This window comes from Novosphingobium sp. FSW06-99 (assembly GCF_001519065.1).
In the GTDB taxonomy this organism is placed as follows: domain Bacteria; phylum Pseudomonadota; class Alphaproteobacteria; order Sphingomonadales; family Sphingomonadaceae; genus Novosphingobium.
In genome coordinates this window covers 59291-83407 of sequence record NZ_KQ954260.1, presented here as the reverse complement: position 1 = coordinate 83407, position 24117 = coordinate 59291, and the positions used below count along the sequence as shown (strand labels likewise).

Annotated in this window: 24 protein-coding genes; 7 read left to right on the top strand and 17 right to left on the bottom strand. The window is 63.1% G+C overall.

The annotated features are described in order from the left end of the window. Window positions 1-27: 27 nt before the first annotated feature. The gene (locus tag AQZ49_RS16370) at window positions 28-726 is read right to left on the bottom strand and encodes a pirin family protein (RefSeq protein ID WP_067618005.1); all 699 of its coding nucleotides are present in this window, start codon (window positions 724-726) and stop codon (window positions 28-30) included. A 255-nt stretch (window positions 727-981) separates the two neighbouring features. On the opposite strand from AQZ49_RS16370, the gene AQZ49_RS16365 reads away from it, so the two are divergent. Further along, complete coding sequence (locus AQZ49_RS16365) at window positions 982-1239, top strand: hypothetical protein (RefSeq protein ID WP_067618002.1); 258 nt, start codon at window positions 982-984, stop codon at window positions 1237-1239. 7 nt (window positions 1240-1246) lie between these two features. On the opposite strand, the gene AQZ49_RS16360 is transcribed toward AQZ49_RS16365, so the two are convergent. Continuing rightward, the gene (locus tag AQZ49_RS16360) at window positions 1247-1699 is read right to left on the bottom strand and encodes a MarR family winged helix-turn-helix transcriptional regulator (protein WP_067617999.1); all 453 of its coding nucleotides are present in this window, start codon (window positions 1697-1699) and stop codon (window positions 1247-1249) included. Further along, window positions 1696-2061 carry a hypothetical protein gene (locus AQZ49_RS16355; protein WP_156428351.1) on the bottom strand — a complete coding sequence of 122 codons (366 nt, stop codon included), beginning with the start codon at window positions 2059-2061 and terminating at the stop codon, window positions 1696-1698. Before AQZ49_RS16355 ends, AQZ49_RS16360 begins: the two co-directional genes overlap by 4 nt. Window positions 2062-2319: 258 nt before the next feature. Between AQZ49_RS16355 and AQZ49_RS16350 the strand changes: the two genes are divergently transcribed. Next, window positions 2320-3222, top strand: coding sequence for a LysR family transcriptional regulator (locus AQZ49_RS16350; RefSeq protein WP_082701847.1), 903 nt, complete (start codon window positions 2320-2322; stop codon window positions 3220-3222). Here the strand turns inward: AQZ49_RS16350 and AQZ49_RS16345 are convergent. The 4 genes from AQZ49_RS16345 to AQZ49_RS16330 all read right to left on the bottom strand — a co-directional run bounded on the left by AQZ49_RS16345 (window position 3200) and on the right by AQZ49_RS16330 (window position 7127). After that, the gene (locus tag AQZ49_RS16345; RefSeq protein WP_156428350.1) at window positions 3200-3925 is read right to left on the bottom strand and encodes a hypothetical protein; all 726 of its coding nucleotides are present in this window, start codon (window positions 3923-3925) and stop codon (window positions 3200-3202) included. The genes AQZ49_RS16350 and AQZ49_RS16345 overlap by 23 nt on opposite strands. A 167-nt stretch (window positions 3926-4092) precedes the next feature. Continuing rightward, entirely contained in the window at window positions 4093-4635 is a 543-nt protein-coding gene (locus tag AQZ49_RS16340) for a helix-turn-helix domain-containing protein (protein WP_067617989.1), read from the bottom strand. After that, window positions 4632-5576 carry a GlxA family transcriptional regulator gene (locus tag AQZ49_RS16335; RefSeq protein ID WP_067617986.1) on the bottom strand — a complete coding sequence of 315 codons (945 nt, stop codon included), beginning with the start codon at window positions 5574-5576 and terminating at the stop codon, window positions 4632-4634. The genes AQZ49_RS16340 and AQZ49_RS16335 overlap by 4 nt, the downstream gene beginning before the upstream one ends. A 144-nt stretch (window positions 5577-5720) precedes the next feature. Further along, window positions 5721-7127, bottom strand: a complete 1407-nt coding sequence (locus AQZ49_RS16330) for an MFS transporter (RefSeq protein ID WP_197411090.1) — start codon at window positions 7125-7127, stop codon at window positions 5721-5723. Window positions 7128-7378: 251 nt separating this feature from the next. Between AQZ49_RS16330 and AQZ49_RS16325 the strand changes: the two genes are divergently transcribed. Then, a complete protein-coding gene (locus AQZ49_RS16325) occupies window positions 7379-9700 on the top strand; it encodes a TonB-dependent receptor (RefSeq protein ID WP_067617980.1) in 2322 nt (773 codons plus the stop codon). A 22-nt stretch (window positions 9701-9722) separates the two neighbouring features. Here the strand turns inward: AQZ49_RS16325 and AQZ49_RS16320 are convergent, their stop codons facing one another. The 9 genes from AQZ49_RS16320 to AQZ49_RS16280 form a co-directional block, all read right to left on the bottom strand. After that, the gene (locus AQZ49_RS16320; RefSeq protein ID WP_067617977.1) at window positions 9723-10265 is read right to left on the bottom strand and encodes a response regulator; all 543 of its coding nucleotides are present in this window, start codon (window positions 10263-10265) and stop codon (window positions 9723-9725) included. Window positions 10266-10309: 44 nt separating this feature from the next. Next, window positions 10310-11398 (bottom strand): ATP-binding response regulator, encoded by a 1089-nt coding sequence (locus tag AQZ49_RS16315; RefSeq protein WP_197411089.1) that lies wholly within the window; start codon window positions 11396-11398, stop codon window positions 10310-10312. A gap of 226 nt (window positions 11399-11624) precedes the next feature. Next, entirely contained in the window at window positions 11625-12029 is a 405-nt protein-coding gene (locus AQZ49_RS16310; RefSeq protein WP_067617972.1) for a response regulator, read from the bottom strand. Further along, window positions 12029-12340: a hypothetical protein gene (locus tag AQZ49_RS16305; protein WP_067617969.1), complete on the bottom strand. Its 312-nt coding sequence runs from the start codon at window positions 12338-12340 to the stop codon at window positions 12029-12031. Before AQZ49_RS16305 ends, AQZ49_RS16310 begins: the two co-directional genes overlap by 1 nt. Next, complete coding sequence (locus AQZ49_RS16300) at window positions 12337-12720, bottom strand: response regulator (RefSeq protein WP_067617966.1); 384 nt, start codon at window positions 12718-12720, stop codon at window positions 12337-12339. The genes AQZ49_RS16305 and AQZ49_RS16300 overlap by 4 nt, the downstream gene beginning before the upstream one ends. Continuing rightward, complete coding sequence (locus tag AQZ49_RS16295; RefSeq protein WP_067617963.1) at window positions 12698-14833, bottom strand: hybrid sensor histidine kinase/response regulator; 2136 nt, start codon at window positions 14831-14833, stop codon at window positions 12698-12700. The genes AQZ49_RS16300 and AQZ49_RS16295 overlap by 23 nt, the downstream gene beginning before the upstream one ends. Window positions 14834-14845: 12 nt before the next feature. Then, complete coding sequence (locus tag AQZ49_RS16290; RefSeq protein ID WP_067617960.1) at window positions 14846-15277, bottom strand: response regulator; 432 nt, start codon at window positions 15275-15277, stop codon at window positions 14846-14848. After that, entirely contained in the window at window positions 15270-16397 is a 1128-nt protein-coding gene (locus tag AQZ49_RS16285) for a sensor histidine kinase (protein ID WP_255355428.1), read from the bottom strand. The genes AQZ49_RS16290 and AQZ49_RS16285 overlap by 8 nt, the downstream gene beginning before the upstream one ends. 178 nt (window positions 16398-16575) lie before the next feature. Beyond that, window positions 16576-19380, bottom strand: coding sequence for an ATP-binding protein (locus AQZ49_RS16280; RefSeq protein ID WP_067617953.1), 2805 nt, complete (start codon window positions 19378-19380; stop codon window positions 16576-16578). Between the two features lie 359 nt (window positions 19381-19739). Here AQZ49_RS16280 and AQZ49_RS16275 point away from each other — a divergent pair, with 359 nt between their 5' ends. After that, entirely contained in the window at window positions 19740-20153 is a 414-nt protein-coding gene (locus AQZ49_RS16275) for a nuclear transport factor 2 family protein (protein WP_067617951.1), read from the top strand. Window positions 20154-20501: 348 nt separating this feature from the next. Here AQZ49_RS16275 and AQZ49_RS16270 read toward each other — a convergent pair whose 3' ends face one another. Beyond that, the gene (locus AQZ49_RS16270) at window positions 20502-20948 is read right to left on the bottom strand and encodes a MarR family winged helix-turn-helix transcriptional regulator (protein ID WP_067617948.1); all 447 of its coding nucleotides are present in this window, start codon (window positions 20946-20948) and stop codon (window positions 20502-20504) included. 114 nt (window positions 20949-21062) lie between these two features. On the opposite strand from AQZ49_RS16270, the gene AQZ49_RS16265 reads away from it, so the two are divergent. The 3 genes from AQZ49_RS16265 to fumC all read left to right on the top strand — a co-directional run bounded on the left by AQZ49_RS16265 (window position 21063) and on the right by fumC (window position 24115). After that, complete coding sequence (locus AQZ49_RS16265) at window positions 21063-22082, top strand: alpha/beta hydrolase (RefSeq protein ID WP_067617944.1); 1020 nt, start codon at window positions 21063-21065, stop codon at window positions 22080-22082. A 26-nt stretch (window positions 22083-22108) separates the two neighbouring features. Continuing rightward, window positions 22109-22537 carry an organic hydroperoxide resistance protein gene (locus AQZ49_RS16260; RefSeq protein ID WP_067617941.1) on the top strand — a complete coding sequence of 143 codons (429 nt, stop codon included), beginning with the start codon at window positions 22109-22111 and terminating at the stop codon, window positions 22535-22537. Window positions 22538-22708: 171 nt separating this feature from the next. After that, entirely contained in the window at window positions 22709-24115 is a 1407-nt protein-coding gene (gene fumC, locus AQZ49_RS16255; RefSeq protein ID WP_067617938.1) for a class II fumarate hydratase, read from the top strand. The last annotated feature ends 2 nt before the right edge of the window (window positions 24116-24117 follow it).

Below are 24117 nucleotides of genomic sequence, written 5' to 3'. Positions count from 1 at the left end.
CCATCGGCCCCCGCCGCCGATCGCGGGTCAGAGTGTATCGACGAGCACCACTTCGGCTTCTTCGAGCGCGGTGATCGTGATCACCGCTTCATCGGCAATGGCCACGCCGTCACGGGCGTTGGCCTCGACCCCGTTGACCACGATCCGGCCGGTTGCCGGAACCAGATAGCCCTTGCGTTCGGTGCCCAGCGCATAGTCGACGGTTTCGCCCGCACGCAGCGTGCCTGCCACCAGCCGCGCCTCGGTGCGGATCGGCAGGGCATCGCTGTCTTCGCCATAGCCGCTGGCCAGCACCACCAGTTGCCCGGAGCGGTCGCCCTTGGGAAAGGCCCGCGCGCCCCAGCCCGGTTGTTCACCGGTGCGGGTCGGCTGGATCCAGATCTGGAACAGCGTGGTGGTTTCATCCTCGATGTTGTATTCGGCGTGGGTGATGCCGGTGCCCGCGCTCATCACCTGCACGTCGCCGGCCGCCGTGCGGCCCTGGTTGCCCAGGCTGTCGCGATGGGTGATCGCGCCGCTGCGTACATAAGTGATGATTTCCATGTCGCGGTGCGGGTGCGGCGGAAAACCGCTCTTGGCGGCGATCGTATCGTCGTTCCACACGCGCAAGTTGCCCCAGTGCATGCGTTCGCGATCGTAGTAATCTGCAAACGAGAAATGATGGCGGGCATCGAGCCAACCGTGGTTGGCATGGCCAATTCCACCAAATGGACGCAGTTCGATCATCGACTTTCTCCAGGTCGCCGCAGTCAGGGATCGTGCGGCTGTTGGGGCCAATCTAGGGCGTGCCGGAGATAACGAAATAGAATTGATTGAAACACATCGGTGAAAAATGTTTATCAATGATTGGTTCCAGCCCCTTGTCGCGCGGCCCGGATCGGCAGACAGACCGGGTTGCGGCCGAACCGATTGACAGCGGGCACGAACGTGCCGCATCGGCCGGACCGTTGCAACGCATCCGCGTGGTCAAAGGTTACCGCCATGGATTTTGACGATCAGCTCCGCCGCTTCTTCGGGACCGGTGATCTTGAGACACTCAGTCCAGCGGCGCTGGCGGGCGGGATCGAGCAGATGCGAGTCGCCTTCGGGCTGGAAACCGACAAGGCGCACCGGTTTGCGATGTGGACGATCCTCCACATGCTGGGCGAAGCACCCGATCTGGATGTCGCCTTCAAAGACCCGGCCGACCGCGACGCGGCGCGCAATTTCATGGACTTGCTGGATAAATCCGGCGGCTAAGGGCCGATCAGGCGGCGCTCACCGGCAGTTCGAGCGACGCGGTCAGCTTGTCGAGCAAGTGCAGCAGGGTCTCCATCTCGTCACCCGACAGGCCCGACAGCGCCTGTGCATTGCGCGAATCGATGATCGGCCCGACGTGCTGCAGCGTGACCAGTCCCGCATTGGTCAGCGCAAACACTGTCGCGCGCGGGTCGGCAGGATCGCGGTGGCGGCTGACCAGCCCCCGCCCCAACAGCCCGTCGATCACCCGGCAGGCCGAAGCGGGACTGATCTCCAGCTCTGCCGCCAGGGCGCGCGAATCAAGCGTGGCGCCGTCGCGCACGTGGTGCAGCGCGCACCACTGCGTATAGTTGATGTCGGCCGCATCAAACCGCGCCTCGACGCTGACTTGCATCTTGCGACCGACACGGCGCAGTCGCCGACCGAGCGTGATGGCACTGCACGATTTGGGGCCGGTCACTGCACGCTGTCCTTGCGGCCAAAGCCGAACGGCTGATGGCGAAGCGTGGTGAACGCGGCGTGGAGCAAGGCAATCTGCTGCGCATCATACCCGGCGGCATTCAATGCGGCGGTGGTCGCGGCGGGCACTTTGTCCACACCATAGCGATAGAGCCGCATCGCGTACTGGCGCAGCGCCTCCAGCTTTTCGTTGGCCAGCGGCATCGGGTCGGGCCGCCCCAGGAAGAAATCCGACACGCGGGGCAGCAACCCCTGTCGACGCTGCAGATCACGGCTCTCGCGACCGGCAATATCCAGGATCACGTGCTCGACATGGGAAAAGGCGGGTTCGCCGTGGTCCGTCAGGCTGATCATCTGGGTCATCGTCGCTATCCTCTGGTCTGTACGCACCGCCGCACCGCGCCGGACGGGCGCGACAAAGCCGACCGCTGAAATCGAAAGTGACCGGTCCGTGCCCACATCAAGGGGGGGGGCAAATGTGGGGCACGGACCGGAGCAGAAGTCGGCGCCGGGGGGGGGCTTGCGCCGACTTCGCGTCTGCTGGGATCTTTCTAGATTTGCCCGGTGCAACAGTCCAAGATCATTGACCTTGGTTACCCAACTTTTGCGGTATGGTGGGACATGGAACTACGACAACTGCGCTATTTCCTGGCCCTGTGCCGAACGATGAATTTCACGCGCGCGGCCGAAGAGGTGAACATCGCCCAGCCGCCGTTCAGCCGCCAGATCAGCAATCTGGAGGATGAATTTGGCGTGCGCCTGATCGACCGGGATTCGCGCCCGATGCGCCTGACCAGTTCCGGCCTGTTCGTGCGCGAACGCGCGCAGGAAATCATCGCGCGGATCGACCGGCTGAAGCACGACGCCGTCCGCCATGGGCGCGGCGGGCGCCAGATCCTGCGCATCGGGTTCGAAGTGTCGGTGCTCTATGGGCATTTGCCACCGGTCATCAAGCATCTGCGCGACCTCAACCCGCATCTCGACATCGACCTGAAGGTGGTGACCGGCCCCGACCAGATTCTCGGCATCCGCAATGGCGAAGTCGATATCGGAGTTGGCCGCGAAGTGTCGCACGACGATGCCATCGACCAGATCGCGATCCGGCAGGAGCCCTATCTGGTGGCGCTGGGCCTCGGTCATCGGCTGGGCCTTGGCGATCGGTCAAGCTTGCGCTTTGCCGACCTGGCTGCGGAAACGCTGATCTGCTATCACAACCGGACCACCGGCCGCCACAGCGACCCGGTAGCGCAATTGATGGAGCAGGCAAATTTTACCCCCGCCGACCGCATTGCGGTCGGCGACCTGCTGGGCGCGCTGGGCATGGTGGCGGCCGAATCCGGCATATGCATCGTGCCCGCAACCGTTCAGCGCATGCGCAGCTTTGATGTCGTCTACAAGCCGCTCGACGAAGCCGGGGCGGTCTCGACGATCTATCTGAACACGGCCGCAGGCTGGAACGCGCCGATCGTGGGCCAGATCAGGGACGAACTCGACCGCCTGATCAAGGCGCAAGCCGGTCATTGACCAAAAACCCGATTTCGAGGTCGCGCAGCGAACGCAGCCGCACATGGAACCCCGCCGAGCGCCCGACGATCGGCGCCACGACAAACCCTGCCGCGCCCAGCCGCCGCCGCAGGTGATCCAGCGCGGCCAGATCGGTCACCTCAAAGCTGAGCCGTTGCGGCGGCTGACCGGTGCCGTCGGGCTGGGCCGGGGTGTCGTCCGAACGCAGCACATCGAGCGCGAAGCGCCCGCCGTCCCTGGCGAATTCGAACCGCGCCAGCGGCTTTTCCAGCCGGGCCGGCACCACGTTGATGGCGGCGAACAGGCTTTCCAGTTCACCGGTCGGGCCTGCGGCAACCTCGACCCCGCGAAACCCCAGGATCGCGTCGGACGCGCCCGTCCCGTACCACGCCTTGTCTTCGGCCACTTCCACAAGCGCGAGGTCAAAGTCGGCATCGTCGACGAAACACAAGTGCTCTTCATCGAATTGCCATGCGCGACCAACCACACGGGTGCCGCTGTGGACCAGGCGGGCGCGCCAGTTCGCCATTTGCCCGCGGCCGATCGCAAATGTGACCGCGCGGATCGACCCGCCGGCACCGGCGAACGTCAGAACACCCGACAGCGGTGAAGCCGATGGCCCGACCGCCAGGCTGAACCGGCCGAGCGGGCAGACATCGGCCAAGCCGGCAAGCCCCAACGTCTCTTCGTAAAGCCTGCGCACAGCAGCGCGCGGCCTTTCCCCGATTTCGACGTTGTATATACCTCTAATCCCCAACGACAATTCCACAATCGGCGGCAGGATTTGCCGTTGCAGCAACCCTAAGCTGTCCCGACCGGACAATATTGAACATTTCTGATCGCAACGCGAAACGCAACAATTTCGCCACCTTAATCCGATGCGATCGACGATGGGCGGCGACCTTGCGACGTTCGCCACCTGCCTGGCGTGACCCCCGTCGCATGGGCAAAGGCGCGAGTCAGATGGCTCTGGTCCGAAAAGCGGCACGCCACCGCTATTTCGGCCAGTGGAACGCCCGCGTCCAACATGTCCTTGGCCGCATCGACCCGGCGCCGCAACACCCACTGATGCGGTGTCAGACCGGTGCTGTGTTTGAACGCCCGCGCAAAATGCCCGGCCGACAGACCGCATTCACCGGCAATCCGCGCCAGCGATGCACTCGAATCAAGATCGTTGAGCAGGCGCCGGGCCAATCGCAATTGCCATGGCGCCAGCCCGCCCTTCGACGTGCCGGCCGGCTTGGGCATGCCGCCATCGGCCGGATGGGCGCTGAACGCCTCGCTCTCCCGATCGGCCTGCGCATCAAGACCATCGAACGAAAGCCTTCGCAGCCCCTCGCTGCGTTTCCCTAGGGCATTGATGACGGGATCATCGACCGGCGCGCCGGGGGCACAATCCGTGACGATCATCATGCTGCCCTCGCCATCTGTGCCATGCGGCGGATGGCGCGCGGCGCCTGACCGACATCGCGGGTGAACGCGCGCCGCATCCGCTCTTCATCGCCAAAGCCGGTCTCTCCGGCGATCGTTTCAAACGGCAACCGCCCCTGGCGGATCAACACGCAGGCCGCCTCCAGCCGCAGCTTTTCGATCGCGCGCGCGGGCGAACAGCCGGTCTGGTTGCGGAAGATGCGGCTGAACTGGCGCGGGCTCAAGCGCGCAACTTCGGCCAGATCCTCGACGGTCAGTTTCCGCCGCAGGTTGTTGCGCGCGAATTCGAGAGCTGTCGCGACACGGTCCGAAGTCGCCTGCAAATCGAGCGCGGCCGAATGCTGCGGATGTGCACCGCTGCGCAACATCGGGATCATCAGCCGGGCCGCCACGCGCTGCACGCAGCCGCGGCCGACATCGCGTTCGATCAGGTGCAGCGCCAGATCGACGCCCGCCGTCATCCCGGCCGATGTCCACACCGGATCTTCCTGGGTAAACAGGCAATCGGCATCGACCCGGATGGCGGGAAAGCGCTGCTGAAGCGCGTGCGCATGGGTGGCATGGGTGGTCGCCCGCCGACCGTCGAGCAGGCCTGCTTCGGCCAGCGCAAACGCACCGAGGCGCAGCGACGCCACCCGGCCCGACCGCGCCGCAACCATACGCAGGCGCGCTTGCGCCAGGGGGGTGGTCGATACCACGTCGGGCGCCCCGGCAACCAGCAACGTGTCATAGGCCTCTCCACCCAACGCCTGTGTGGCAATCGCGACGCCAAACGATCCGGTAATCCGTCCGCCGCGGTCGGACAGGACACGCACGTCATAGAACGGCTCGCCCAGTTCGGCATTGGCGGCTTCGAACACCGCCACCGGCGTCAGACTGCAAACCTCGAACCCGTCGGGGAGCAGCAGACCGATCAAAGGCATGGGCGATCTCCAACTTGGTGACGCGCGCAAAACACGCGGCGGGCCGTTGGAGAGTGCGTCGTCCGCACCGATTGGGCGAGTTAATCGCCGGGAAGCGGATGTTAAAAAATGGAAATCACGACGCCGCGCAGACCGGCCTGGCGCTTATCCGACGCCATCGGCAAGGGGGTCGGCACTGTCGCGCTCGTGCGGGGCAAGGCAGGCGACAACCGCCAGATTGACCAGCAGGGCAACCGCCAGCACGGCCGCAATGGCCAGTGTTTCCTGCTGGTGCACCAGGGGCACCAGCACCGCCGGGGCGCCTGCCGCGGCGATCCGGTTAGCGACCCAGGCGATCGACGTTTTGCGCGCGCGCATCGACGGGGTGAACAGCTCGGCGCCATAAAGCGTCATGGCAGGCATATAGAGCGAGGTGAACAGCGCAAAACCGACCAGCGCCACGGCGATCGCAACGGGCGCACTGGCCAGAAAGAACAGCCCGACCGAGGCCAGCATGCCACCCGCGCACAACGCCATGACCATCCGCCGCGCGATCCCGTCGATCAGCACACCGCCCAGCAACGTGCCGACAACCGGCCCGAAGGTCGCAAACCCGATATAGAACAGGGTATCGGACAGGCTGAAATGCCGCGCCAACAGGATCGGTCCGGTCAGCAACGGAAACGACACTGTGGCAATCGGCACGGTAAAACTGATCGCGCACAGCACGACCAGGCGCCATGATGCCGAACGGGCGTCGATGCGCGGGTCTTCGCGCCCGTCCGCTGACGTGTTCGCTGCCTCCCCCGGCCGCACGCGCAGGCCAAGCGCCTTCGATTGCGCGATGCGATCGGCCACGCGCCGCAGCGCCGCAGCGCGCCCGGTCGCCGCCAGCCAGTGCGGCGCCTCGGGCAAGCGGGTCATGGCGCCCCCCGCCAGCAAGGCGAAGACCCCGCCCACAGCAAACGGCCAGCGCCATCCCTCGATCCCCAGCGGCGCGATCGGGGTGAGCCAGCGCACCGCAAAGATCGCCAGCGGCGGCGCCAGATAGGCGGCACCGCAAGCCGTAAAGATCACCAGTCCACGCTGTTCGCGCGGGGCAATGTCAGTCAGATAGGCGATCATGATCGGCGGAAACGCCCCAACCCCCACGCCTGCAAACAGGCGGCATATCGCCAGCATGTCGACCGTCGGCGCGCCCGCCGACAGGATCGACCAGATCCCGATCCAGCAAGTCAACAGGCACAGCACTTTCAACGGGCCGATCCGGTCGGCAAGCCAGCCAAACGTTGGCGCACCGATCAGCGCGCCCACATATGCCGACGTGACCAGCCAGGTCAGCCTGGCCGCATCGATATGGTAGGGCGCGGCGGAAAAGATCGATGACAGCGCGCCACCCAGCGCCAATTCGGCAAGGTCGATGGCGAACCCGAACGCGCACAGTGCGATGATGGCAAGATGCAACCGGGTCAGCGGACCCCGCTCCAGCATGCCCGCCGGACCACCGGCGACCGATCGCGGCGCACCGTCAGGGTGAACGGTGCCGGACCCGTGTCCGGTTTCATCAGGCATCGGCACGGTCGGGCACTCCCACTGGCTGGACTTTCGAGATTTCGGCACGACGAGGATCGACACCACTTGGATCGACACCGCGAAATTCACCCAACCGCGAACTGTAATCCGGGCGCTCATACACGCAAGCGCGCGACAATCCCCCCGGGATCGGTCCCGGATTCACAACATTAACACCAATTATCTCGATCGTTTTCAGGACCTCCCCCATCGTGCCCGGACAATGGGAGCGGGACAAGGGGAGCGGAACCATGGTCGATCGGCGGCGCAAACAGCATATTTCAAGGCGCGGTCGCCGGCTCGATCGCCGCACGACAATACGGGTCGGCGCGGCGCTGTGCGGCTGGTGGCTGTCGACGGCGGCGCTTGCGCAACAGGCAGCGCCTGCGGACACAAATCCGGCAAACGATACCCAGAACATCGTCGTTACCGCAATCCGGCACAAGACGACGCTGCTCGACACCCCGCTCAGCGTCACCGTGGTCAGCGCAGCGACGCTCAAGGCGATCCATGCGGACCAGTTTTCCGATTTCGCCGCGCTGGTGCCGGGGCTCAGCTATACGGATTCCGGACCCGACAACAAACGCTATGCCCTGCGCGGGCTGCAGTCGGCAGGCGAGCCCGAAGTGGCGCTCTACTATGACGAAATACCCGTCAGCAGCGTTCCAGGCGGTTCGCTCGACACCGGCGACAGCCAGCCCGACATCAAATTGTGGGATGTCGATCGCGTCGAAGTGCTGCGCGGACCGCAAGGCACGCTTTACGGCAATGGCTCGATGGGCGGGGCGATCCGTATCATCTCGAAACGGCCCGACCTCGACAAACTGGAGACCGACCAGAGCGCGTCGGTCGGCGCGACGCAAGGTGGCGCCCCGTCGTTCGGATTGTCGAGCATGGTCAATGCGCCGATCGTGTCCAATGTCCTCGCGATCCGTCTGACCGGCTATTACCGGCACGAAGGCGGCTGGATCGACGAAGTCGCGAACAGCCAGATCGCGCTGCCGCAGATCAACCAGAACAACATCAACACTGAACGCACGTATGGCGGGCGGGCTTCGGTCAGCTATCAGCCGACCAGCGACTGGAACATCACCGGCATCGCTTATTACCAGGACATGAAAACCACCGCGTTCGATCTCTATCCGGCCTATGCCACGCCGACCGATCGCTATGTGTCGAAAAGCTATGTGCGCGAACCCTGGCTCGACAAGATCTTCATGGCCAACCTCATCTCGACCACCGATTTCGGCTTTGCCGAACTGACCGCGACGGGGTCCTACCAGTATCGCAAGCTGAACAGGACCACCGACACGACGCGCTATCTGCTCACCGGGATCTATGGCTGCACCGAGCAGAATTACGACAAGACCTGCTTCACGCCCGGCATCATCCCGGCGGCCAGCAATTCGATCGAAGGGGTCAACTCGTGGTCGGGCGAAGTGCGCCTGGTGTCCAAGGCGCCGGGGCCTCTGCAATGGACTGTGGGGGCTTCGTTGCAGGACACCGCGACCACGCGCCGAGGCCAGATTGCAGTGGTCGACGCGCAAGGCAATGTCGTCTTCGACGCGACGAACGACGCCATGGGCCGGCTCTTCGAGCGCGACAACCAGGACAGTTTTGACCAGTATGCGCTGTTCGGCGAGGTATCCTACGATATCACGCACGCACTGGTGGCGACGGTCGGCTATCGCTGGTTCCACTCCGACCGGACCGACCAGCAAGTGATCGTCCAGCAATTCTTTCCCGGTGCCCCTACCGGCCCCGAGCCGTTTCAGCGTTTTGCCCAGGGCAAGCTGTTCCAGAAATACGAGCTGTCGTACAAGCTGCCCGATACCGGCCTGATCTATGTCGAGGCGGCACAAGGCTTTCGCGCGGGCGGTCCCAACTATCCCGGCGGGTTTGCGGTGACCGCCCCGCCCTATTCGGCGGATTCGGTGTGGGATTATGAGATCGGGTGGAAGTTCAGCCTGCTCGACAGCAAAGTCTATTGGTCGGGCGCGGTGTTCCATATCCTGTGGAACAACCTGCAGCAGCTCATCCCCACCCAGGTGTTCAGCTATATCGCCAATGTCGGCAGCGCGCATTCCGACGGGTTCGAGGCCCAATTGAACGTGGTGCCCACCACCGGTCTGTCGGTCAATGCCGGGCTGACTTACAACGACGCACGACTGGTGGGCAATCAGCCGGTTCAGACCAACCCGGCGCTGGCCGTGCAGGCGGGCGACAAGCTGGCCAACGTGCCGGCCTGGACCGCCAACTGGAGCGCCACGTACGCGCGGGATCTGGCCAATGGTTCAACCGCCAGCCTGCGGGTCGACGGGTCGTACCAGTCGGGCCGCGCCGATCTGGTGACCACGCAAAACCCGGCCTATTTCACGATCGGTTCGGCAACGCTGTTCGCGCTGCACCTGGCGCTCGACAGCCACCGTGCCTGGCGTGTGGGTATCGATATCGACAATCTGTTCAATGCCTTTGCGCCGCAGTCGGCCAAGGCACTCGATTCCAACTATGCACACACCCTGGTGGCCGCGCGCCCGCGAACCGCGACGCTCACGCTGAACCTCGCCTACTGAGGCGCGCGCCTTCGGGCCCGCCTCAGGCCGCGTCGAGGAAATGCGACCATGGCGGAACCTTGCTTCGGATCGATTGCGGGTCGATCGCAAGTTGCGACAAGATCGTGTTGAAAAAGCTGACGTATTTTTCCGCCCGCAAGGGTTTGGAAACGGCCAGCCAGGCCCCGCGACGATAAGATCGATAGGCGTCCTCCGACGCTTTCGATGATGTCATCACGATCACCGGAAGATCCTGATCGTAAACGCTGCGGAGCTGTTTGAGAAAGCCGAAGCCATCCAGTTTGGGCATGTTCAGATCGACAATCGCAACATCGGGGTACAGCCCCATCGCCAATTGCCCAAGTGCTTCACCGCCATTGGAAGACCGGACGATCTTGTCGACCGGCGGACATTTGCGCAGCGATTCGGTAATCAGGTAGGCATCCGCTTCATCATCTTCGACCAGCAGGACGGTCATGTTCTTGTGACCGGTCGCCGTTCCGATCAATTTTACTGGCGTAAAGCAATCGCTTTCGGCGGGTTGTTGAGACAATACGTTCGACACCAACTGGGCCTTGACCTTCATCGTGATATCCTTTCTTGCGAAGTCCCAAACGTGCAGACATGGGTTCATGCGGCCAGATCGCTGTTTGCGGCAGCGTCCCCCAGCATAAGGACGAAAACCGTGCCGCGATCGGGCGGCGGGCGCGGCTCGCACCGGATCGTGCCCTGCATGGCGGCCATCGCCCGGCGCGCGAGGGTCAGCCCGATGCCCGACCCGTCATGCGCCTCACGCCCGTTCAGGCGCACCAGCGGTTCGAAGATGCGATCGACGTCGCAGGCATCGATGCCGATGCCATTGTCGCAGACGCGTATTTCGATGCCCGCAGCGACTTTGGCACAGGCAATCTCGACGCGTGGCAGGGCGCTTTCGTTATAGGTCAAGCCATTGATGGCGATGTTCTGCAAGACCTGCCCCAGCAAGGCCTCATGCCCCATCACCCGTGCCGAACCGACCAGGTCGAGCACGCCGCCGCGCTCTTGCAGAAAATCCTGCAGCGCCAGACAGATCCCCGCAAAAATCGCGTCAACCTCGACCGGCCGCAGCGGCGGCGGCGCGCTCAGCAGCATGAATTCCATCATGCCGTCGACAAGCCGGTTCAGTCGCCCGGCAGCGGCGCTGATGAACTGCAGCATCTGGTCGAGCTGGCTGCCATCGGCGACCGGGGCTTCTTGCCGTGCCAGCTCGGCAAAGGTCACCAGTTGCCGGCTGGGCTGCTTGAAGTCATGCGCCAGGGCAAAGGCAAACATTTCGATGTCTTTGCGCTGTGCGGCGATCAGATGCGCCTGCCTTGCCTTGTCGATGGCATCGCGGATCGCGCGGCGCAGGCCGTCGGCCGACAGTGTCGCCTTTGGCAGATAGTCACTGACGCCCTGCTTGATCGCGTCGGCGGCCAGGGTTTCGTTGCCCGCCCCGGTGCACAGCAGGATCGGCACGGCGGGGTCCAGCGCATGGATCCGGCTTGCCAGTTCCAGCCCGTTGGCGCCGGGCATTTCGTAGTCGATCAACACACAGTCGAACCGGTCGGCGGCAAACAGGTCAAAGGCATCTTGCGCGCAGGCCGCAGTCTGGATGGCCATACCGGGAATGGCCATTTCGGCCATGCTTGAGGTCATGAACATCGCGAGCGGATCGTCATCGACGATCAAAACCTTCAAAGGGCGCGTTTGCGTGCCATCGTCGAATATGTGCGGCAGACCCATCGAAGACAATCCCGACATTCAGGGGCCGCGAGACCCGCCGATCAAGTGATGATGTTCAAGACACTGCGTTCCTTTCATCAGACTGACAAAAATACGTTCCGAAATCCGCTGTCACAAAGCAGGAAAATACATATTTTTCTGGTTAATATTATCTAAAAATATCGGTAAAATTATATATTCCTTAAATCGATTTTTTATCTTTCATCGCATTTCTGGCATGAATTGTGTCCAGCAGGTCCTCTACCCTGTAAATCAGATAGTCGGGATCGCAGGGCTTTCGCAAATAAGCGTTTGCGCCGACATAGGTCGCGATATTCTCGTCCTCGCGACTGCGACTGGCGGTCAGCATGACCACCGGCAGAGCCCGTGTGTCGTGCCGGTTGCGGATGGCCCGCAGGACGCCCAACCCGTGCAGCAGCGGCAGGTCGTAGTCGAGGATCATCAGGTCGGGACACCGGCTTTGCACCACCCGCACGGCATCGGGGCCATTGTCCACCCGCGCGGCCAGGTGGCCTGCGCTTTCCAGCGCCCTTAGTAGAATGTCCGCGACGATATCGTCATCATCGGCCACAAGGATATGCGCCATCAGCGTTCCAGTTCCTGTTGGACGGCCCGCTGCAGCGCGCAGATCAGGGTCGCGCGCTGCCCGGGCGCGGCCGAGCGCAGCGTTTCATGACCATCGGCCGCCAGCACACCCAGCCGCCCGGCACCGAACAGCCCCGCGATGCCCGAAAATTTGTGCAGGTTGCCAAGCAGATCGGCAAAGCGCTGTTGGTCATGACAATATTCCGCCCGGAAATTCATCAGGCTGTCGGCAAAGGCCGCTTTGCGCGCCAGGAAGCGCGCCTGCATCTCGGGCGTTCCGGTCAGTTGCGACAAGACGCCCGACCGGGTCATTTTCTGGCCAGAGCATTGGAATGCAGAACACAATTCACGCGATCGACCAGTTCCTGCGCCGTGGCATGCTTGGTCAGCACCGCGTTGGCGCCGGCTTCCAGCGCCTGCTGGTGGGCATGATCGTCGATCGCACCGGTCAGAACCAGGATCGGCATCCAGTAGATGCCTGGCTCGACCCGCAACTTGCGCAGGATTTCGCAACCCGACAAGCCGGGCAACTGCAGGTCGACAATCACCATTTCGGGCTTTTTGAACCGCACTGTGTCGAGCGCCAGCTTGCCATCGGGGATCGTGCCACAGTGATGCCCGGCATCGTTGAGGATGCCGGTCACCACTTCGCCGGCCAGAGGATCATCCTCAATGTAGATGATGCGTGCCATGATCGAATGTCCCGCAATCGTCCGAAGCAAGCGCAATCCGGCCCGGCCGCGCGCCCTGACGCTGAACCGCATGCAGTTCGGATTGCAATTTCTGTAATTGGCCAAGCACTTTGGCCAGGGGTTCGACAAGCGCCTGGCGCGATCCCTCGCGGCAGACCATTTCGGCATCGCGCGCGGCGGCCTGCAACGCGGTTGCCGCGATCATGCCTGCAGTGCCCTTCAGCCGATGCATGCGCTGACAGGCCCGGGTCATGTCGACCATGTTGAGCAGCCCCGGCAGATCGCGATATTCGTCACACAGCTTGTCGACAGACAGGCGAAACAGCCGCCAGTTGTCGGCAAACCGCCGCCTGGCGTCGGGAATGTCGATACAGGTCATCGACGGCCATTCCTGCGCGCAATCGACCAGGACAGGGACTCGCGGCGCGGGCTGCCGACCCTGGACCTGCCGTTTGCGGCTGACGACGGACTCCTGAATGGTCGTGATCAGATCGTCGACATCAAAAGGTTTGCAGATGACGCCGTCCATGCCTTGGGGGGCTACCGCGCCATGATCGCTGCGCGCCGCCGCGGTCAGCGCCAGAACGACCGGTCGCCGATTGCCCAGAACGCCCTCGATGCGCATGAAGGCATCGACGCCATCAAGCACGGGCATCTGCAAATCCATCAGGATAATGTCGAATTGTGCGTCGGGCGCCAGCGCGGCCTCGACCGCGCGCTGGCCGTTGACGGCGGTATCGACCACCGCGCCTTCCAGACGCAGGATCTGCGCGGCAATGTCGAGATTGATTTCGCAGTCATCGACCAGCAATATCCGCATGGCGGCCAGCCGTTCGTCCGGATCATGCGTGGCTTCGCCGATCACCGCCGGAACGTCGCTGGCATTGGCACAGACGCACGGCATTTCCAGCCAGAATTCGCTGCCCACCTCCGGCTGGCTGCTGGCCCCGATCGTCCCCCCCATCAGGTGCGTCAGATCGCGGGCGATCGACAGGCCCAACCCGGTCCCCCCGTATTTGCGGGTGGTCGACGTGTCCGCCTGGCTGAACGGTTCGAACACCTGGTTGAGTATGGCCGGATCGATGCCGATGCCGCTGTCGCGCACCGCGATCCGCAGGATCGGCGGGTGCAGGCCCGGGGCATCGTCCGCGCCCTCGCCCGACGGCCCGGCCTCGACATGGTCGATCGTGACAGAGACTTCGCCCGCTGCAGTAAACTTGATGGCATTGGTCAGCAGGTTGAGCAGGATCTGGTGCAACCGCATCGGATCGCCCATGATCCGTGCGGGAACCGACGCGGCCACATCGGTGACAAGCGTGACTGGCTTGGCCCCGATCTGGACCTCGCCCATCTTGCGCAAATCCTCGACCAGGCCACGGATCGAAAAGGCCACATTTTCGATCGCCATGCTGTTCGAGCTGAGCTTTGACGTATCGAGCACGTTGTTGACGATGGAAAGCAGCGACTTGCTGGCAATCTTGATCTGATCCACCAGATCGTCCTGCCGATCGTCCAGAACAGTCTTCTTGAGGAGATAGCCCAGCCCGATGATCGTGTTGAGCGGTGTGCGAATTTCATGGCTCATGTTGGCAACAAACAGGGTCTTTGCGCGCATCGCGCTTTCGGCGCGTTCCGCCGCGCTCAGCAACGTCTGTTCATAATCGCGCTGGATGGTGTCGGTCAGTTCGCGAAAGCGCGCTTCCTCCCTTCGACGCTCGTCCTCCTTGACCGACCGGGCCAGGGCCTTGTCGATGACTTCCTGCAGACGGCGCGGATGCAGGCGGGGTTTCGGGATGTAATCATCCACACCGCAACGGATCGCCTCGACAATCAATTCATCTTCATCGTGCAAGGTGATCAGGATTATCGGGCAGATTTCCTGTCGATGCGTGGCAATATCCGGGATCAGATCCAGACCCTTCAGGCCATTCAGATTGTAATCGAGCAAGACACAGTCAAATTCCGACTGCGACAACTCGCTGCGCGCATCGTCGATCGATTGCGCGGTCTCGACCAGATAGCCTTTGCCGGTGCGATTGAGCATACGCACCATGAAATCCCGATCGACATCGTCATCATCGACTGCAAGTATCCGCAAGGGGTGCATCGTCATGATCCGGCCCCTTCATTCCGGCAATCGTATGGCGGAATTGTACGTGGCGATCAGGTTGGCGACCCGGTTGAATTGCGGGCCGACAAAGGATTTGACGATGTATCCGGCAACATGTTCGCGATAGGCGCGGGCACGGTCATAATCGCTGTCGGATGTGGTTATGACAAATATGACGCTATCGGACAGTTTGCGATCTTTTCGAATTTCGTCAAGAAATTCGAACCCGTTCATCCTGGGCATGTTCAAATCGAGCAGGATGATGTTCGGTCGAGTGACCGAATTGTCGCGCAACATTTCCAGCGCCTGCGTGCCGTCATTGGCGGCATGAAAGCAGAACCGCAACGCGGAATTGCCGGCCGTGATCCGGGCCACCGATCGCTCGACCATTTCGACCGTAAGATCGTCATCGTCGACCACCAGAATGTCGAGACCGGCATTAATCATCCCGGTCGGCCCTTGCAAAGCGCGGCCAGATCACGCGAAACCACGCGCCGCGGTCCTGGTCATTGCTTTCGAGCTGAACCTTGCCGCCATGCCGCTCGACCAGGCGCTGGACCATCGCCAATCCAAGACCGCTGTTCTGCCGTTGCGATGCGGACAATGTCTGGAACAGGCGAAACACCCGCGCGTGGGCGCATTCGGGTATTCCGGGCCCATCGTCGATAACGTCGATGGTACACTGCGCATCGTCAAGCGCGCAGCGGATGGTGATCGTGCCGTTGGGCCGGTCGTGATGCTTGATCGCATTGGACAAGAGATTGCGAATGACGGTGGACAGTGGCGAACGTGGCCCTTCGAATATCTGGTCGGTGATATCCAGGATGATGGTGAAGTCGGCGTGCGGCGCCTCCATCTTGATCACCTCGAGCACCAGTTCACGCAGATCGATCGGTTCGTTCTTGCCTTTCTGATTGCCCGCCCGCGCATATGTCAGCAGATCGCGGATCAGCAATTCCATGCTCTTTACCCGCTCTTCCATCCGCACAAGATTGCGCAGGACCAGCGGACCAGCCTGTTCGCCAAGATCTTCGCGGACCATTTCGATCAGATTGGCAATGCCGCGAATGGGCGAACGCAGATCGTGCGACGCCACATACGTGAATTCTTCGAGCTGGGCATTGGCCTCGCGCAGGCGGAGTTCGCTTTTCAGGCGCATGGTGATGTCGATGATCGACGCGCAAGTGACCTGTCCGGTCGGGATCGCGATGGAGCTGAGCCCGATTTCGAGCGGGAATTCGACACCATCCTTGCGGCGCCCGGTCAGATCGCGGCCCTGGCCCATCGCGCGCGCCGTGGGTGCCGCCGCATAGCCGTCGCGTTGCGCGACATGCCCGGCACGAAACCGCTGCGGCAACAGCATCTCGATCGGTTGCCCGATCAATTCGGCTTCGGAATATCCGAACAGATCTGTCAGACGTTCATTGACCGCGATGATGCAACCACCGCCATTGGCCAGCAACATTCCGCACGGAGCCGTGTGAAAGATGGTGCCGAAACCATCCCGGCTCAGCTCATCAGACAATATTTGATCGGGTTCCGGACTGGAATGGCGCGCCTGCTTCACATTCAAACACCTTCCAATTTGTCGATATGCTAAACCTTTTATTAATTTCGCGATATTTGATCAGAGCGGTGCTCAGTCTTGCACACCCATGATAAATTTCATCCCGAAATCATATCGCCAGTTATACTGAGGATCATTCATAAGAATGATTACCTAGCTGGGCAGGGACTGCAGCCGCTCAGGGCTCCAATTGATCGAGCAAGGCCCTTGCCCGCATCAGGTCGGTCGTACCGAAGCCTTCGGAAAAGCGCGCCAGTGTCGCCTTGAGCACCGCGCCGGCCGCGGCGGCGCGGTGCTGGCCCTGCCACAACATGGCCAGGCTGATGGTTGCGCGCAATTGCCAAGACAGCGCGCCCTGCTTGGTGGCTGCGGCAATCGCGCTTTCGAAATAGCGCTGCGCCGTTTCGCGCGCCCCGGCGCCACCACGTTGCAGCGCCCGCTCGCCGCACAGGCGCAGAATTTCGGAATTGCACCACCCGCACAGCCCCTGCTCGGCTTGCGCGGCCAGCGCATCGTTCAGATAGTGCGCATCGATGGTGGCCAGTTGCATGCGATGCAGTTCGCTGACCGGCTCGGCAATCGACAGGCCCAGACCGTGATCGTTGCGCGGTGGCGTGTCGATGCGGTCGAGCGTCGCTGCAAACCCTTCGCCCAGCCGTTCCCAGCGTTCGAGCGTGTAGCGGCGGCTATAAGTCAGAAGTTCGTCGGTATAGCGTTGCGCCGCCACCCGGTCGCCGGACCACAATGCAATCGGGCAAGCCCCCATCGCCAGCGCAAATGTGATCGGCAAGGGCCCGTCGCGATAGGCCATGTCCATCGTCTGGGCCATCAGATCGATGCCCTGATCGACATGCCCCTCGATCCACAGCGCGCGGGCGATGATGATCCGCATGGTAATTTGCCGGTCGACCGTGGTCGAACTGTACAGCAGCGGGATCGTGCGCGCCGGATGGCGAATGACGCGTTCGGCCGTCGCGCGCGCCTGCGGAAAATTGCCCACGAAAAACTGCGCCTGGGCCTCGATCCGTTCGGTCGCCAGCACGCCCAGCGGATCGGCCGCCTCGCGCGCGCTGTGCCCGATACGCACCACTTCGTCGAGCGCCGCATCGTTTTCGCCGCGCTCGATCAGGTAGATCGCGCGCGCCAGCAGCGGTTCGATCTTGAACTTGGTCTCGCTGACATCGACGCTCAGGCTGTCAAAACGATCGAACAGCGCCTGCAGCGTCGCCTCGTCCACCGCCGAGCCCAGCGCGAACTGGATCAGTGCAGTGATCAGCCGCAGCCGTGAGACCGCCGAATGCCCGGTGTCGAGCAGAGTGAGCGCGCGTTCCGCCCGGACCTTGAATTCGTCCATCAGTGACAACTGAAAGCCGAACGGCAGCGACGCGGTGATCAGTTGCGCGCCGATTTCAAGATCGCCCGACGCGCCAAACGCCCAGTCCAGCGCGGCGCGCACGTCCTCGATCACATAGCCGTGGACATCAAGCCATTGCTGGCGGGTCAAAGTCTCCCACTGCGCTTCGGCGGTGGTCAGCAGATCGCGGAAATGGCGCGCGTGACGGCGGGCCATCAGCTCGGTTTCGGCGCTTTCAGTCAGTTTTTCGCCGCCATAGATGCGCGTGACGTGCAACAGGCGGTAGAGCAGACGGGCGCCGCCCGTGTCGGTGCCGACCAGCGACTTGGCCGTCAGGATATCCATGGCGTCGAGCACTTCGTCCGTCGTCACCGCTGCGTCGGCGATCACTTCAACCGCAGATTCGAGCGAAAACAGCCCGCGAAAAACCGACAGCCGCCGGAAAATGAGCTTTTCCACCGGGCTGAGCAGGTTGTGGCTCCAATCGAGCGCGGCACGGATCGATTGCTGGCGCGGCTGGGCGCCGCGCTCACCGCGCGCGCCGAGCATCAGCCGGGCGCTCAGATCGGTCGCCAGTGCCCGGATGCCGAACAAGTCGACACGTGCGGCAATCAGTTCGATGGCCAGCGGCAACCCGTCGAGGCGGCGGCAGATTTCCGCGACGGAGGCCACTTCGCCGTCACCGAATTCAAAGCTGTCCGAACTGCTGGTCGCTCGCTCTACGAACAACCGGATTGCAGGATAGCCGACCGCGCTCGCCGCATCGAGCACCACATCCGCCCCCGGCACCTCGAGCGGTTGCAACCGCACGACCAGCTCCGCATTCGCCCGCAGCGGTTCACGGCTGGTCAGCAGGAAGGCGATGCCCGGCACGCGGGGCATCAACAATTCAACCAGCGCGGCCACCGCATCAACCAGGTGTTCGCAATTGTCGAGCACGAGCAGCAGCGACTTGTCGGCGAGAAAGGCCACCAGATTGCTGACCGGATCGCGCGTCAGCACCGCCACATCAAGCGCGCCGGCAATCGCCGACGGCAGCAGGTCGGGACTGCTGATCGATGCAAGATCGACGAAACAATGCGGTCGTGACCGTTCTTCCACAAGCGCGCTTGCCGCCAGGGCCACCGAAGTCTTGCCGACCCCGCCGGGACCGGCGATGGTGATCAGGCGGTGCCGGCCGACCTGTGCGGCGATCGACTGGACAATCTCGTCGCGACCGATCAGGCGGTGGACTTTGTCCGGTGCAGCAGGGGCTGAGGCCAGGGCCGGTGGCGGCATTTCCGCAACGAGCGAGCGATCAACGGCGGGCGTGAACAGATACCCGCGCCCCGCGACGTTGACGAGACTGGGATCACCGCCAAATCCTTCGCCCAGCAACTTGCGCAGCGCGGCGATATGGACGCGCAAGTTGCTTTCATCGACGAATGTGTGGGGCCACGCCGTGGTGATCAGGTCTTCCTTGGAGACGACTTCGCCGCTCTTTTCGACGAGCGCGATCAGGATATCGAGCGCCCTGCCCCCGATCCGGACTTTCTGCCCTTCCCTGATCAGTACGCGCGATCCGCGGAACAACGCAAACGGGCCAAAACGGAATGTTTCCTCGACTACCGAGGATTTCTGGTCGGCCACTTGCCCCCTCAGCGCCGTAAGTCTGTCATAAAAGCGCGATGCCCCCCGCAAACAGTCACTTGTTCAACGGGTTGCGCAGAAATGACAGATAAGACCGCGGTTTTACAGCCGATTACACACGTTCGCAATGTGTTTCTGGCGGATTTGTCCGCCCGTACCCTGCCGAGCGAATACGGGCCCGGCCCGGGGCTGATCCAGCATGCGACCGGCTGTTAGCGGCACATGGCTGAAATGGTGGCATATTTGACCTCACGCAGATCGCCCTGTCTGCCCTACTATGCCGCGCACGCGCCACAGATCGGTGCGATCGGCGTGCGGCCGTCCCTGACGGGCAGGTCAAGCAGGAGAGGATGCGCGCTATGGCGAAATCGACCGACACGGCTGCCCGGTGCAAGGCGATTGTAAAAGCCCTGCATGACGGCGCCGGACGTGGCTCGATTGCCCGCCTTGCCGAACATCTCTCCGACGATTTCGAACTGTTCCTGCCTGCGTTCCTGCCGTGGGGCGGCATCTTCGGCAAAGCGCGGTTTCTTGCACTGCTGGATCACTTGCCAGATGTGCTGGATTTCGCCCGGCTTGATTACCTCGGCATGGCCGCCGAGGGGGGCCATGTCGGCGTACCGATCGAGATCGGCATTGCCGGCACCACCAGCACCACGATGATTTTCGAACATTGGGATTTTGTCGATGCGCGGGTGGTTCGGCTGCGCATCGCGTTCTACGATCCCGGCTTGCTGGTCGCACAGCTTGCAAACGCGCCCAACTGTTTCTGACGCCGCCCACCCCGACAAGGCGAGCGCCAGTCCGCAGCCGTTTTCAGCAATTTTGATGGTTTCTGCAAAGATCGCGGCGCGACATCGGCGTAGATCCAATCTCACGGAGCACCTGCCGGCGCCCCACCCCACCCCAAACCGGCAGGTATCCCAAGAAACGTGTGCGCAAGCGCCCGCCCCGGCGCCTGCCTATCTGCGGTCTGGCCTGCAGTCACACTCAGCCGCCCCGACGCCCCCCCACCCTGCCCCGGTGTGCGGCTGACAGGGGGGCGCCAATGAAGCTTGTCCCGATTCATTGGCGCCCCCTTTTTTCCTGGCACGCGACAATCGCAGAAGCCGCGCCCGCGCTCAGGCGGAATTGCGCAAGTGCTGGGTCAGCACGTTGAGCGACGCTTCGAGCGCCGACAGGGCTTCGGGTGTCATGCCCGACGCCACCGTGACGTCGTGCGGGATGCAGGTCAGCTCTTGCGCCACTTGCGCCCCCTGCTCGGTCAGGCTGACCCGCACCACGCGTTGATCGACGCTGTCACGGTTGCGCGCCACCAGGCCGGTCGTTTCCATACGCTTCAGCATCGGGGTCAGCGTGTTTGAATCGAGAAACAGCGCATCGCCGAGTTCGCCAACCGTGCGCCCGCTGGTCCCGCGCAGTGCGACCAGCACCAGATATTGTGGATACGTCAGCCCGAACCGGTCGAGCAGGCGTTTGTAGACACGGTTGAACGCCAGCCCGGCGGCATAGACCGAAAAGCAGGCAAAGCCCTCGAACGGGGCCGGTGGGGGTGGGGTCTGATCCATGCCTGCAATATATATCGTACCCGACTTAATCGCAAGCGTTGCAATCTGCAGCGAATCGGCCTATATACATCGCACACGATCTAGTCGTGTACGATGTTTAACCGGAGACAAGCCATGCCGAAACTGCCCAAGACCCTCACCACCCTGACCGTTGCCGCCGCCGCGCTGGCTGCGGTTCCCGCCTTTGCCGCCGAGCTGGAACCCACCACGCAGGCATTCATCGACAGCCTGGCGGGCGGCAAGCCGATCTATACCCTGCCAGTGCCTGCCGCGCGCGACGTGCTCGAAGGCGCGCAGAAATCGGTGACCGTTGCGCTCGCCCCCGCCAGCTTCGAAGACCGCGTCCTGCCGGTCGGCCCGTCGGGCAAGACCAGCGTGCGCATCTATCGCCCCGAAGGCGCGACCGGCGCGTTGCCGGTGGTGATCTATTCGCATGGTGGTGGCTGGGTGCTGGGCAGCAAGACCACCCACGATCGGCTGGTGCGCGAACTGTCGGTCGGCGCGCATGCGGTGATCGTGTTCGTCGATTTCGACCGCTCACCCGAAGCGCGCTATCCCGTCGCGATCGAACAAGTCTACGGCACGCTGACCTATGTGGCGGCGCACCCGGATGAATTCGGCGCCGATGCCAGCCGCATCGCGCTGGTCGGCGACAGCGTGGGCGGCAACATGACCGCGGTAACCGCGCTGCTGGACAAGGACCGCCACGGGCCGCGCCTGGCCGGACAGTTGCTGATCTATCCGGTCACCGACGCGTCGATGTCTTCGGGTTCGTACACGCAGTTCGCCGATGGACCCTGGCTGACCCGCAAGGCGATGGAATGGTTCTGGGATGCCTATCTGCCCGACCATGCCGCCCGCGCCGACATCCATGTCTCGCCGATCAATGCCAGCGCCGACCAGTTGCGCGGCCTGCCCCGGACTTTGTTGATCGTCGATGAAAACGACGTGCTGCGCGATGAAGGCGAAAGCTATGGCCGCCACCTCGCCGCAGCAGGCGTACCTGTCACATCGGTGCGGTACAACGGCACGATCCACGATTTTCTGCTGTTGAACCCCATTGCCCAGACACCTGCCGTGCGTGGTGCGGTCGCACAGTCGGTTGATTTCCTCCGTACCATTTTTGCCAACTGATCCCCCCAAGCAAAAGGACATATCCCATGTTGAACACGATCCTCTATTCGACCACCGCCACTGCAACCGGCGGCCGTGATGGCCATGCAGCCACCACTGACGGTGCGCTCGACGTCACGCTCGGCACGCCAAAGGAAATGGGCGGCACCGGCAAGGGCAACAACCCCGAACAACTGTTCGCGGCCGGCTATTCCGCCTGTTTCCTGGGCGCGATGAAATTCGCCGCCTCGCAGGACAAGGCCCTGCCGCGCGTGCCTGCCGACACCACCGTCAGTGCCACGGTGTCGATCGGTCCGCGCGCCGACAAGGGCTTTGGCCTAAAAGTCGAACTGACCATCACCCTGCCCGGCGTGGAACGCGCCGATGCCGAAGCGCTGGTAGCCGAAGCCGACACGATCTGCCCGTACAGCCACGCCACGCGCGGCAACATCACGGTCACGATCAACGTCGCCTGACGCCATGCACCGCCACCCGGGGCGTTGCCGCCCCGGGTGGCGGTTCGGCAATTGCCCTCAACAGCTCTGCCCTATACGCAGATATAGATCGCAAGGTTGGTGATCCGGGGGCATGCAGCGATGGCGTGTGGCCGCCAGCGCCCGCCCCCCAATCCGGCAGGAGCCTCGACAATGCCCCAGTTCCGCACCGAACATGACAGCATGGGCGCGATCGACGTGCCCGCCGACCGGCTGTGGGGTGCGCAGACCCAGCGCAGCCTGCGCTATTTCAGCATCGGCGTCGAATTAATGCCGCGCGCGCTGATCGGTGCCTTTGCGATCATCAAGCGCGCCTGCGCCCGCACCAACCACGCCAGCGGACGGCTCGACGAGACGCGCGCCGCGTTGATCGAGCAGATCTGCGATGAGTTGCTGGCCGGGCAGCATGCCGACATGTTCCCGCTCCACGTGTGGATGACCGGCAGCGGCACGCAGTTCAACATGAACGTCAACGAAGTGATCGCCAACCGTGCCAGCCAGATTGCGGGCACGCCGCTGGGCAGCAAGACCCCGCTGCACCCCAACGATCACGTCAACATGGCGCAAAGTTCCAACGACAGCTTTCCCACCGCGATGTCGATTGCCGCAGCGCTGGGCGTGACGCACGAGCTGGTCCCGGCGATTGCCGCGCTACGCGATACCATCGCCGACCGGGCCGGGGCGTGGGACGATATCGTGAAGATCGGCCGTACCCATATGCAGGATGCCACCCCGCTGACACTGGGGCAGGAATGGTCGGGCTATGCCGTGATGCTGACCGATGGCATCGCCCGGATCGAGGCGGCATTGGGCGGGATCGCGCAACTGGCGCTGGGCGGCACGGCGGTGGGCACCGGCATCAACGCCGAACCCGGCTTTGCCGAAGCCGCCACCGCCGAAATCGCCGCGTTTACCGGATTGCCGTTTGTCAGCGCGCCCAACAAGTTTGCGGTCCAGGGCGCGCATGATGCCCTTGTCCACCTGTCGGGCGGGTTGCGCACGCTGGCCGTCTCGCTCAGCAAGATCGCCAACGACATCCGCCTGCTGGCGTGCGGTCCGCGCGCCGGCATCGGCGAGCTGATCCTGCCCGAAAACGAACCCGGATCGTCGATCATGCCGGGCAAGGTCAACCCCACCCAGATCGAGGCGATGACCATGATCTGCGCGCAAGTGATGGCCAACGATGTCGCGGTGGGGATCGGCGGTGCGGGCGGCACGCTTGAAATGAATGCCTATAAACCGCTGATGATCCACAACATCATGCAATCGATCACGCTGCTGGCGCAAGGCAGCGCCAATTTCCGCGCCTTCTGTGTCGAAGGGATCGAGCCTGACCGCGCGCGGATTGCCACTTTTGTCGATCGTTCGCTGATGCTGGTAACCGCGCTCGCCCCGGTGATCGGCTATGACCAGGCCGCCGCGATTGCCCACCACGCCAGCGAACACGACTTGTCGCTGCGCGAGGCGGCGCTGGCGCTGGGTGCGATCAGTGCCGAGGCATTTGACCGCGTAGTCGATCCGCGCGCGATGACCCGGCCCCAAGTCGCCCCGCGCACCTGACG